6 protein-coding genes are annotated in these 12,472 nt (G+C 64.8%); 3 read left to right on the forward strand and 3 right to left on the reverse strand.

Translation table 11 applies throughout. The features are described from left to right. Nucleotides 1-97: 97 nt before the first annotated feature. The gene (locus NHH88_03335) at nucleotides 98-3,673 is read left to right on the forward strand and encodes an indolepyruvate ferredoxin oxidoreductase family protein (GenBank protein ID USX14842.1); all 3,576 of its coding nucleotides are present in this window, start codon (nucleotides 98-100) and stop codon (nucleotides 3,671-3,673) included. 151 nt (nucleotides 3,674-3,824) lie between these two features. Here the strand turns inward: NHH88_03335 and NHH88_03340 are convergent, their stop codons facing one another. Beyond that, nucleotides 3,825-6,458 (reverse strand): molybdopterin-dependent oxidoreductase, encoded by a 2,634-nt coding sequence (locus NHH88_03340; protein ID USX14843.1) that lies wholly within the window; start codon nucleotides 6,456-6,458, stop codon nucleotides 3,825-3,827. Between the two features lies 1 nt (nucleotide 6,459). Continuing rightward, nucleotides 6,460-7,191 carry a 4Fe-4S dicluster domain-containing protein gene (locus NHH88_03345; protein USX14844.1) on the reverse strand — a complete coding sequence of 244 codons (732 nt, stop codon included), beginning with the start codon at nucleotides 7,189-7,191 and terminating at the stop codon, nucleotides 6,460-6,462. A gap of 161 nt (nucleotides 7,192-7,352) precedes the next feature. On the opposite strand from NHH88_03345, the gene NHH88_03350 reads away from it, so the two are divergent. After that, nucleotides 7,353-10,046 (forward strand): TonB-dependent receptor, encoded by a 2,694-nt coding sequence (locus NHH88_03350; GenBank protein USX14845.1) that lies wholly within the window; start codon nucleotides 7,353-7,355, stop codon nucleotides 10,044-10,046. Between the two features lie 161 nt (nucleotides 10,047-10,207). Here NHH88_03350 and NHH88_03355 read toward each other — a convergent pair whose 3' ends face one another. Continuing rightward, nucleotides 10,208-11,419 carry an MFS transporter gene (locus NHH88_03355; protein USX14846.1) on the reverse strand — a complete coding sequence of 404 codons (1,212 nt, stop codon included), beginning with the start codon at nucleotides 11,417-11,419 and terminating at the stop codon, nucleotides 10,208-10,210. Between the two features lie 105 nt (nucleotides 11,420-11,524). On the opposite strand from NHH88_03355, the gene NHH88_03360 reads away from it, so the two are divergent. Next, a complete protein-coding gene (locus tag NHH88_03360) occupies nucleotides 11,525-12,436 on the forward strand; it encodes a LysR family transcriptional regulator (GenBank protein ID USX14847.1) in 912 nt (303 codons plus the stop codon). The last annotated feature ends 36 nt before the right edge of the window (nucleotides 12,437-12,472 follow it).

The raw sequence follows: 12,472 nt of genomic DNA on the forward strand, positions 1-12,472 counted from the left end.
GCCGGTAGCACCGCATAGAACGGAGCACCGGCAATCGCGCGGCAGGGCCTATCCGGCGCTGCCGCGTTCAGTATTTCAGAGAATATTGGAGACATTAATGAACGCACCTCACAAGGGTACGCTGCTGGACCCGGGCACCCACTCGGACGAAATTTCGCTTGACGACAAATGGACGCTCGAGCGCGGCCGCGCCTTCATGACCGGCACCCAGGCGCTGATCCGCCTGCCGATGATGCAGCGCGAACGCGACCTCAAGGCGGGCCTCAACACCGCCGGCTACATCACCGGCTATCGCGGCTCGCCGGTCACCAGCGTCGACATGACGGCGATGAAGGCCAAGAAGTACCTCGACGCCCACCACGTCAAATTCCATCCCGGGATGAACGAAGACCTGGCCGCCACGGCGGTGTGGGGCACGCAACAGACCAATCTTTTCAAGGACGCCAAATACGACGGCGTCTTCTCCATGTGGTACGGCAAAGGCCCCGGCGTCGACCGCTGCGGCGACGTCTTCAAACACGCCAACAACGCCGGCTCGGCGAAGCACGGCGGCGTGCTGGTACTGGCCGGCGACGACCACGCGGCCAAATCCTCGTCCACCGCCCACCAGTCGGACCACATCCTCAACGCCTGCGGCATCCCGGTGCTGTATCCGTCGTCGGTGCAGGAGTACATCGACTACGGCCTGCACGCCTGGGCCATGAGCCGCTACACCGGCCTGTGGGTGTCGATGAAGTGCGTGACCGACATCATCGAGTCCGGCGCCGTGGTCGATTTCGACCCGGACCGCGTCAAGATCGAACTACCAACCGACTTCGAACTACCGGCCGGCGGCCTCAATATCCGCTGGCCCGACACCGTGCTCGATATGGAAGTGCGGATGAACAGCTACAAGTGGTACGCCGCGCTGGCCTATGCGCGCGCCAATAAGCTCAACAAAATCATCTGGGACAGCCCGAAGCCCAAGATCGGCATCATCACCGCCGGCAAATCCTACCTGGACACGCGCCAGGCGCTGGCCGACCTGGGCATCGACGAGCAGGCCGCCGCCGACATCGGCATCCGCCTGTACAAGATCGGCATGACCTGGCCGCTCGAGGCGGATGGCGTGCACGAATTCGCCAAGGGCCTCGACGAGATCCTGGTGGTGGAAGAAAAGCGCCAGATCCTCGAATACGCGCTCAAGGAAGAGCTGTACAACCTGCCGGACGGCCAGCGTCCACGCGTGGTGGGCAAGTTCGACGACACCGGCGAATGGAGCAACAAGGGCAAGACCGGCCACGGCGACTGGCTGCTACCGGCCACCTATGAACTGAACCCGGCGCAAATCGCGCGCGCCATCGCCTCGCGCATCGCCCACTACTGCGACGGCCATCCTGTCGCGGAACGGGTCAAGCAGCGTGTCGCCTTCCTCGAGGCGAAGGAGCTGGCGTTGAAGACGCTGCCGACCAAGGCCAATCCGGACACCGACCGCACGCCGTACTTCTGCTCCGGTTGTCCGCACAATTCGTCGACCAAGGTGCCGGAAGGCTCGCGCGCGCTGGCCGGCATCGGCTGCCACTACATGGTGCTGTGGATGGACCGCGAAACGTCGACCTTCACGCATATGGGCGCGGAGGGCGTGACGTGGGTCGGCCAGGCGCCGTTCACCAACGAGAAGCACGTCTTCACCAACCTTGGCGACGGCACGTACTTCCACTCCGGGATACTGGCGATCCGCGCGGCGGTGGCGGCCAAGGTTAACATCACCTACAAGATCCTGTTCAACGACGCCGTCGCCATGACCGGCGGCCAGCAGTTCGACGGACCGCTCGATCCGGGCATGATCTCGCGCCAGATCGCGGCCGAAGGCGTGACGCCGATCATCGTCGTCACCGACGAACCGGAAAAATACCCGTCCGATTACAAATGGGCGGAAGGCGTCACCGTGCGCCACCGCAGCGAATTGATGGACGTGCAGCGCGAACTGCGCGACAAGCCGGGGGTGTCGGCGATGATCTACGATCAGACCTGCGCCTCCGAGAAGCGCCGCCGCCGGAAGCGCAACGAATATCCCGATCCGGCCAAGCGCGCCGTCATCAACGAAGCCGTGTGCGAAGGCTGCGGCGACTGCTCCGTGCAATCGAACTGCCTGTCGGTGGAGCCGCTGGAGACGGAACTGGGGCGCAAGCGCCAGATCAACCAGTCGTCCTGCAACAAGGATTTCTCGTGCACCACCGGCTTCTGTCCGAGTTTCGTGACGGTTGAAGGCGGCGCGTTGAAGAAGCCGAAGAAGGCCGCGACCGGCGACGCGCCGGCGGCCGTCTTGCCTATGCCCGCATTGCCGTCGACGGATACGCCATACGGCATCCTGATCACCGGTATCGGCGGCACCGGCGTGGTCACCGTCGGCCAGATCCTGGCCGTGGCGGCGCACGTCGAAGGCAAGGGCGCCATCGTGCTGGACATGAGCGGACTGGCGCAAAAGGGCGGTCCGGTGATGTCGCACGTGCGCCTGGCCGACAACCAGGCCGATTTGCACTCGACCCGCGTCGGCACCGGCAGCGCCGATCTGGTGATCGGCTGCGACTTGATCGTCACCGCCAGCCGCGACGCGCTGTCGCGCATGGGAGAGGGCCGTACGCACGCGATGATCAACTCGACCGGTTCGTCGACCGCCGCTTTCGTCAAGAATCCGGACTGGCAGTTCCCGGACGCCGGCTCGCGCGGCGAGATCGTGCGCGCCTGCGGCAACGACCACGTGGACTTCGTCGACGCCGGGCAAATCGCCACCGCGTTGATGGGCGACTCGATCGCCACCAACATGTTCATGCTGGGCTACGCGTTCCAGAAGGGGCATGTGCCGCTGAGCGAAGCGTCCATCATCAAGGCGATCGAGTTGAACGCGATCTCGGTCAACTTCAACAAGGCCGCCTTCCACTGGGGCCGCACCGCCGCGCATGATTTGGGTTCCGTCACCAAACTGACCACGCCGGCGAAGGTGATCGAGTTCAAACGCATCCAGACGCTGGACGACATCGTCAACCGCCGCGTCGAGCTGCTGACCGCTTACCAGAACGCCGACTATGCGCGGCAGTACAAGGCGTTTGTCGAGCAGGTGCGCGCCGAGGAAGCGAAGCTGGGCAAGTCGACACGTCTGAGCGAGGCCGTGGCGCGCTATTACTACAAGCTGATGGCGTACAAGGACGAGTATGAAGTCGCGCGCCTGTACACCGACGGCGCGTTCCAGCAGAAGATCGCCGGCATGTTCGAGGGCGACATCAAGCTCAAGTTCCACCTGGCGCCGCCGCTGATGGCCAAGCACGACGCGCAGGGACGGCTGATCAAGCAGGAATTCGGTCCGTGGATGATGAAGGCGTTCGGCGTGCTGGCCAAATTCAAAGGCTTGCGCGGCACGGCGCTGGACGTCTTCGGCTACACGGCCGAGCGCAGGATGGAGCGCGCGTTGATCGGCGAGTATCGTCAGGTGGTGGCGTCGTTGCTGCCGAAGCTGACGGCGGAGAATCTGGCGCAAGCGGTGGCCATTGCCAGCATCCCCGAGGATATTCGCGGTTACGGGCATGTGAAGGAGCGCCACCTGAAGTCGGCCAAGCAGAAGGAGGCGGCGTTGTTGGCCGCTTTCGGCAAGCCGGTCGCGCCGGTGCCTGTCGATAGCCACACGCACGCCGCCTGACGCGTCATCGGAAACACGTCGGAAACACGTCTAAAACACGTAGGGCGGATTAGCGAAGCGTAATCCGCCATGCATGCGTCTCGACGGCGCGTGGAGTGGCGGATTACGGCGTTCCGCCTAATCCGCCCTACGTGGATCACGTGGCATTCAGCTATACCTTACGCAGCGAACAAACAGTATCGAACCACGCCTGCATGCCCACCAGCGGCTGCGGGTTGATCGGCAGCAGCGCGTTGATGTTGACGCCATTGCCCTTGCCACCGTTCTTTTCGTCCCACCACACACCCGCATTCAAGTCGTCCAGCGCCGGCGCCGGGCCGAAGCCTTTTGCCGCGTCGGGCGCGATGCCGCGCGCCGCCACTTCCACCCGGCGTCCGCTGCGCCCCTCGCTGGCGCGACCGCCGCTGATCCAGCCCACGGAGTTCGACACCGCCACCACGCGCGGGTGCATGCCGCGCGTGACGAACACCCGCATCCGTGCCGATCCGATCTTCTCGCCGGTGCCACGATAGGCCTGCTGCTCCGCTTTGTCGGCCTGTCCCGAACTTGGCCGGTAGGTGGTCAGCTCCACCATGTCGCCGCTCTTGAGGCCCATCTTTTTCGCCACCCCCGCGTTGATCCACATCGGATTGTCATGCACGATCTCCGTCAGGTATTTCTGCGAGGCGGTGCGCGCCTGCGTGTGCACATTCCACTTGAACGTGGTCAGGATGAAGCGGTCCGCCGGCAGGTTGCGGTGGGATGGAATCTGCGCGAACGTCGGCAGCCCGTCGTCGACGATGCCCAGCGTTTTGGCCACCTGCGTAATCTCGGGCGCATGCACCTCGAACTTGCGCGACGGCGTGGCGAAGCCCCGCACCGCCGTACCGCCGACCCGCACGCCCACGGCGACCTCCTTGCCTTTGTCGTTGGGGCGGTAGATCACACCGGTGCCGGCATCGGTTCGGCTGCCCTCCAGCTGCTTGTCGTTCAGCGGCTTTTGATAGACCTGGTAAGGCTTCGGCTGCGAACGGTCGACAAACACGCCGTAGTGCTTCATATACTCGAAGCCATCCTTGAATTGCCGGCCGTCCGGTCCTGTCGTCGGCAGCTTGGAGCACTGCGCGCGCACGAAGTCCTCATGCCCGCCGAACTGGAAGTACTTCGCCTGCTCGGGACCGAGCCGGCGGCCGATCTCGAACAGCACGTCGGCGAAGCTGCGCGCCTCGCCCGGCGGTGGCGTCAGCGGCTGGCGCAGCGCGACGTAGTGGGTCAGCTCCAGGTTGTTGCGGATGTCCATGCCCCAGCGTTCCAGGTAGGTGGCGTCGGGCAGGATCAGGTCCGCGTAGTGCGCCATCTCGGAATAGACCACGTCCGAGCAGGCGTGGAAGGGGATCAGCTTTTCGTCCAGCAGCACTTCGACGGTGGTGCTGCGGCCTTCGGGCCAGGTCATCGGCGAGCCCAGGGTGTAGCTCAGGTAGACGTCCAGCCGCGCGCGGCCCTGGCGCAGGTAGTCGTAGACGATCTGGCCGACCTTCATCTTCTGCCAGCGGTTCGCCAGCGGCCATTCCGGCGGATCTTCCAGGTCGGTGCGGATCTTCGGCGCTGGCGGCACCGGCTGCGGCTGCGGATAGCGCGCCGCAGACAGCTTCTCATCGAGCCCATAGCAGTAGCCGCCCGGCTTGGCGATCGATCCGACCAGCGCGTTGAGCATCACCACCGCGCGTTCGGCGTTGAATCCGTTGTAGTGGGCGCCGGTGCCCCGGTTGGTGAAGGCGGCGACGGCCGGCCGCTGGCGCGCGAACTCCAGCGCCAGGCGCTCGATGTCGCGCGCGGCGATGCCCGACAGCTTGGCCGCCCACGCCGGCGTGCAGGTGGCCAGCCAGGCGCGCATCGTCTCAAGCCCGGGCTGGACGAATTTGGCGACGAAGTCGTGGTCGATTTCGTTTTCGCGGATGATCACGTGCGCCATCGCCAACGCGACGGCGCCCTCGGTGCCGGGGAAGGGCTGGTGCCATTCGTCGCTGCGGCCGGCCGTGTTGGACAGACGCACGTCGAAGGTGACCAGTTTGGCGCCGTGGTCGAAGCGCGCCTTGACCACCCGGCTGACCAGATGCAGGCCGCCCTGGTGCGCCTCGTAGAAATTGGCGCCGAAGTTGAGGAAGTATTTGCAGCGTTCGGCGTCAATCGATTCCCAGTCGGTCTCGCCGAGCGAGACGTAATTGGCGGCGCGCTTGTTGGATGAACACAGTGCCCGGTGGTTCAGTTGCACCGGCGTGCCGATCGCGCTCAGGAAGCGGTTGATTTCGGCGTCGATGCGCGAGCGGCCCTGGTGCAGCGCGACCCGCTCCGGATGGCCGCTGGCGATGCTGGCCTTGATCCGCTCCGCCACTTCGGCATAGGCCTGCTCCCAGCTAATGCGCTGCCATTTTCCCTCGCCGCGCGCGCCCACCCGTTTCAGCGGATACAGCAGCCGCTCCGGATAATCGTTGATCGTCGGTCCCGACTGGCCCTTGGCGCACGTCATGTAGCTGCCCATGTTCGGGTCGAGTGGATTGCCGCGAATCTTGATTACCTTGTCGTCCTGGACGAAGGCTTCGATGCCGCACACCGTCGAGCAGTTCAGGCATACGCTGGTGATGCGTTTGGCGCTGCGATAATCGTTCTTGACCTTGCGCTGGCCGCCGTCGGCGACCGGCCGGTAGTTCATGGCGCTGGCGGCGTTGGGCGTGAGCAGGATGGTCTCGCCCAAGCCCAGGGTGGCCATCGAGCCGATGCCGCTTTTGATGAATCCGCGACGGTCCATGTCAGCCTCCCCGTGGTTTGTTGGCGCGCGGCGCGGCCGGTGGGAACTCGGATTTGAGCTGGTCCCAGGTCTCGACCTCGTACGAGAACGGGTCGTGGCTGCGGCCTTTGGGGATCTTGCGCTCCATCGCGCGCGGCACCACGCCGCCCAAGCCCCGGTACTCCACCAGCGGGCGGGTTTTTTCCTCCGGCTTGAGGGGCTCCGTCTGCGCGCGGTGGTTGGCGTGGAACAGACTGACCTTGCTGGCCGGGTCGTTCAAGTCGCCGAACGCGAAGACCTCTGCGGGGCAGACCTCCACGCAGGCCGGTTCCATGTCGGCCGCCAGCCGGTGCGAACAGAAATCGCATTTATCGGCCACTTCGGCGACCGGGTCGATGTGGATGGCGCCGTAAGGACAGGCCTTGATGCAATCGCGGCTACGGTCACAGACGGCATCGTCGATGCGCACGATGCCGTCGGCGCCGCGCGTGATCGCGTCGGTGGGGCAGGCGTCCAGGCAGGGCGCGTCCTCGCACTGCATGCACAGCGTGGGCAGGAAGGCGCGTTTGGTCGTCGGCTGCTGGTTGTGCGGATTGAGCGCGGCGAAATCGTAGTAGTACACCTTGGTGCGGAAGTGGCCGAGCGAGACGGAGTTCTCGACTTTGCAGGCGACCGAACAGGCGTGGCAGCCGATGCAGCGTTCGAGATCGATGGCCATGCCCCATTTGGGGCCGGCGCTGGCGGATGTGGTCATGAATGTCCCCGGTGAGTTGCGCGAAAGGCAATTGTAGAGCAGTGGCGTGGCGGTTCTGGGCCACGCACCAAAATAATGCATAAGCTTGCGCGGATTCGTTCGTTCATTTCTAATTCGGTGGTTGATAGGATGGCATCCCCATCTCTTACCGGATCACTTCAGTGCAAACAAAATTTAAATTGAATCCGCTGGCGGCAGGCGCTATCGCGCTGCTGTGCGGCGCTGCCGGCTCGTCCAGCGCGCAGGTGGCTGGCTCGGAAACCCTGAGCCCGCCCGCAGTTGTCGTCACCGGTTCGCGCATTCCGCGCGCCAGCCTGGAAGGTCCGTCTTCCGTCACCGTCATCACCGGCGACGACATCACGAAGCAGGGCTACCGCAACGTCTTCGACGCCTTGAACAACCAGGCGCAGAACAGCGGCTTTACGCAGGGCGCCGACTTCGGCAATACCTTCACGCCGTCGGCCAACACCATCAGCCTGCGCGGCCTGGGACCGAACCACACGCTGGTGCTGCTCAACGGCCGCCGCATGGCCGACTTCCCGATCGCCTATGAAGGCACGGTCAACTTCACCAACCTGGCCAACATCCCGTCGAGCGTTGTCGACCGCATCGAGATATTGAGCGGCGGCGCCTCCGCCGTCTACGGCTCGGACGCGATCGCAGGGGTGGTCAACATCATCCTGAAAAAACAGGCCGACGGCTACGATATCAACCTGAAAGCCGGCGGCACCTCGCGCGGCGGCGGCGGCGACAAGCGTTTGCAGTTCACGGGCGGCCACACCTTCGACAAACTCAATACCCTGTTCAGCGTCGAACTGCTGGAGCGCGATCCCTTATGGAGCCGCGACCGCGACTTCATGAGCACCCGCACCGGCGTGGCGCCGACCTCGATCCTGGGCCGGCGCAATGTCGACACGGGACGCTATGTCGATCTGGGCGACGCCTGCGCGGGCCTGGGCGACGTCTTCAACGGCAGCGCCGTGAAATACACCGCCAGGACCGGCAGCTATTGCGCCAGCCCGAACGTCGGCCCGACCTACTGGACCACGCAGACCAAAAACAGCAGCCAGAACGTGTTCGGCAGCGCCAACTACGAGCTCTCGCCGTCCACCACCTTGTTCATCGAGGGGCTGTACGGCCAGAATCGCAGCTCGAACAACACGCGTGGCCCGTCGTGGACATCGCGTTCGCTCACCGACGCCTATTTCGTCAACCAGAACACCGGCAACTACGAGGCGTGGAACAAATACATCTCGCCGGAGGAGATGGGCGGCGTCGATCGCTACAACCGCACCTGGGACGACCAGGCTAGTTCGCTGTCGTTCGGCGCCAAGGGGCAGCTCGCCGGCAACTGGCAGTACGAAGCGGGCTACACGGCATCGCTCTACAAGAGCCAGGCCAAGGCGCCGCGCGCGCTGGCCAATATCGACAGCTTCTTCCTCGGTCCGCAGCTGGGCGTGGACGCCGACGGCGTGGCGATCTTCGCGCCCGACCAGTCGCGCCTGACGCGCCGCTTGACGCCGGCCGAATTCGACAGCATTACCGGCTTCACACACACCGACGACAAATCGTGGACCAATACCCTCAGTTTGTCCGCCAACGGCGAGGCGTTCGCGCTGCCGGCCGGCCCGGTCAGGCTGGCGACGGTGGCGGAGGTGGGCAAGCAGGGTTTCTCGAACCGGCCCGATGGACGCATCAACGAGGGCTACTTCAACCTGGCGCCGCCGGCCGACGTCACCGCCGGCACCCGCAAGCGCTACGCGCTGGGCGTGGAGGCGAACGTGCCGCTGCTGCCGCAGTTATCGGCCACCCTGGCCGGCCGCTACGACCATTACAGCTACGCCGGCCGCGACGAGGGCAAGGCCACCTATAACGGCGGCCTGGAATGGCGTCCCGTCAAGCAGGTGCTGGTGCGCGGTAACTACGCCACCAGCTTCCGCGCGCCGGACATGAACTATATCTTCAAGGCGCGCGGGACCGGCTACTATTCGTCCACCACCGACTACTACCGCTGCGCGAAGGCCGGCCAGCCGGTGGCCGATTGCGAGTTCGCCAACGTCTCGCCGGGATCGGACTATGTGCAGAACGGCAGCAAGGATCTGCGCGCGGAACGGGGCCGTTCGACGGGCCTGGGCCTGGTGTGGTCGCCGAGCGCCGACTTCGACGTGTCGCTCGACTACTGGAACATCAAGATCGACGATCTGGTGACCAACCTGAGCGCCGACAAGCTGCTGCGCGACGAGTCGGATTGCCGCATGGCTGGCGACCTGACTTCGCCCACTTGCGCCGACGTTATCGCCCGTATCGAACGCAATCCGCTCACCGCGCTCAACAAGCCGGGCGAGATCCGCCGGATCACGGTCAATCCGATCAACGCCGCGTCCACCAGCGTGAATGGCATCGATGTCAGCGTCAAGCATGTGCTGCGCACCACGGGCTGGGGGCTGTTCGTCTCGAAGCTGAATTATTCCAAGACCCTGGACAAGAAGTCACGCCAGTTCTCCGGCGATCCGTTGAACGACGACCTGGCCGATATGACCAACCCCGATTGGCGCGACAAGCTCAATGCGAGCGTGACGTGGAATCTGGAGAAGTGGTCGAATACCTTGTTCTTGCAGCGCTATAGCAAGGTGCCCGACGGCGCGGGGGAGGCGTATCTGACGCCGACGACCTTGGTCAATGCGAGCGTGGTGTATCGTTTGAATCCGAGTACCACGATTTCGGTGGCGGTGAATAACCTGTTCAACAAGGTCAAGAGCGATACCACCGGTGGTTGGCCGTATTATCCGGTCGGGAGTTACAGCCCGGTTGGACGTCAAGGATGGGTGGAGCTGAACTACCATTTCGGTTCCTGACGCAGTGGCGGATTACGCGCTTCGCGCTAATCCGCCCTACGTGCCCCTCGTGTCCGCGACGTTCCCGGTGAAAGCAGGCCTCCGTCGCTCGCGTCGCCGCACAAACACGTAGGGCGGATTAGGCGCAGCCGTAATCCGCCACGCGCCGCCCCGGTCCTGATTTATGCCACTTTGCGCTGCGCGGCGCCATGCCCCGCATACTCCGTCACCCAATAAACGAGTGCCAGGGCCGGAAACGCCATGCCGGTCAGCAGCGCCGCATGCCAGCCGTGCGTGGCGAACATCCAGCCGCCCAGCGCCGAGCCAAGCGCGCCACCGGCGAAGAACAGCGCGAAATACACCCCGTTCAAACGACTACGCACTTCCGCGCCCAAGGTGAAGATGGCGCGCTGGCCGAGCACCAGGTTGGCTGCCACGCCCATATCGAGCACGATCGATGCGACCACCAGGATCGCCAGGCCGACGTTGCGCGATTCCGGCGCGATCATCGGCAGCGCGAAGCCGACCACTCCCAGCGCCAGCGCGGCGGCCGTCGCCATCAGGGTATGGCCCGCATCGGCCAGGCGCCCGGCGATCGGCGAGGCCACCGCGCCGGCCATGCCGACCAGCGCGAAGATGGCGATGCCGGTCTGCGACAGATGGAACTGCGGGCCGGCCAGCATCAGCGGCGTGACGGTCCAGAATAAACTGAACGAGCCAAACAGGCCGGCGTGGTACGCGGCGCGGCGGCGCAGCAGCGGCGTGCGCAGGAACAGGTGCCACAGCGACGCCATCAGCGCCGGATAGGTGAGGTTCGACGCCGGCACGCGCAGCGGCAGTTTGGCGCGCAGCACCAGCGCCACGGCCAGCACGATCAGCGCGGCGCCGCCGAAGACGACGTGCCAGTTGCTGGCGTCGGCCACCAGGCTGGCGACCGGGCGCGCCAGCATGATCCCCAGCAGCAGGCCGCTGACCACCTTGCCCACCGTGTGGCCGCGCGTCGATTCCTTCGACAGGTGCGCGGCGAACGGCACGATGATCTGCGCCGCCACCGATCCCAGGCCGATGCCGAGTGCCGCTGTTAAAAACAGCCACGCGCTGGTGCTGAACGCGGCCAGCACCAGCATCGCCGATGTAAACAAAAGGCCGCTGAAGATCAGGCGGCGGTTTTCCAGCAGGTCGCCCAGCGGGACGACGAACAGCAGGCCGATGGTGTAGCCGATTTGCGTCAACGTGACGATCAGGCCCGCCGCCTGCGCCGACAGGCCGGTGGCGGCGCTGATCGGGCCGACCAGCGTTTGCGCGTAATACAGGTTGGCGACGATCAGGCCTGTCGCGGCGGCCAGCAACAGCACCATGCCGGGGCTGATGTCGGTTTCCGAGGTTTTGCTCATGAGATTGCTCCAGAAGTGGAATTTCGATGAGCTAGTGTAGGCAAAACGCGCGTTAAGATAATTAGGGCATAATGCCCCCATACTTTTCACTTTATATGAACAATCATGGATCGTTTGAAGGCCATGCAGGTGTTTGTGCGTATCGTCGAGGCCAATAGCTACACCAAGGCGGCCGAAACGCTGGACCTGCCGCGCGCCGCGCTGACGGCCACGATCAAGAAGCTGGAGGCCTTCCTCGGCACCCAGTTGCTGCAGCGGACCACGCGCCGACTGTCGCTGACGCCGGACGGCGCCGACTATTTCAAGAAATGCCTCGACATCCTGCAGGCGGTGGACGACGCCGAAGGCACGTTCCGGGGACAAAGCGCGGCCAGGCCCAAAGGCCGGCTGCGGGTTGAGCTGCCCGGCGCCGTCGGCCGCAATCTGGTCATGCCGCACATTGGCGCTTTTTGCCGCGACTATCCGGAGATCGATCTGGTCGTCTCCCTGAGCGAGCAGGTGAAGGATTTGACGCGCGAGGGCCTGGACTGCTCGCTGCGCGTGGGAGACCTGCAGGATTCGTCGATGATCGGCCGGCGTATCGGCAGCATGGGCTTTCTGACGTGCGCCTCGCCGGCCTACCTGGCCGCGCATGGCGTACCGCGAACGCTGGAGGATCTGCACGCGCATCGCGGCGTGACGCATTTCTCCGGCCGCACCGGCCGCCCGTTCGACTGGGACTTCGTCGCCGACGGCAGCGTGGTGACGATGGCCGTGCGCGGCGCCATCGCGGTCAACGATCCGGACGCCTACATCATCTGTGCGCTGCAGGACATGGGCCTGATCCAGGCGGCGCGCTACCAGGTGCGCCACCACCTGGCCAGCGGCGCGCTGGTCGAGGTGCTGCACGATATGCCGCCCACGCCGATGCCGATCTCGCTGCTGTATCCGCAGGGCCGCATGGCTTCGCCCCGCCTGGGCGTGTTCGCGGCGTGGATCGCGGCCTTGTTCCGGGACGATCCGGATCTGCAGGCGTGAGTTGCGAAAAAAGATAGCCATTATGCTACTCAATAC

It is taken from the genome of Oxalobacteraceae bacterium OTU3CAMAD1, assembly GCA_024123915.1.
GTDB lineage: Bacteria > Pseudomonadota > Gammaproteobacteria > Burkholderiales > Burkholderiaceae_D > Rugamonas.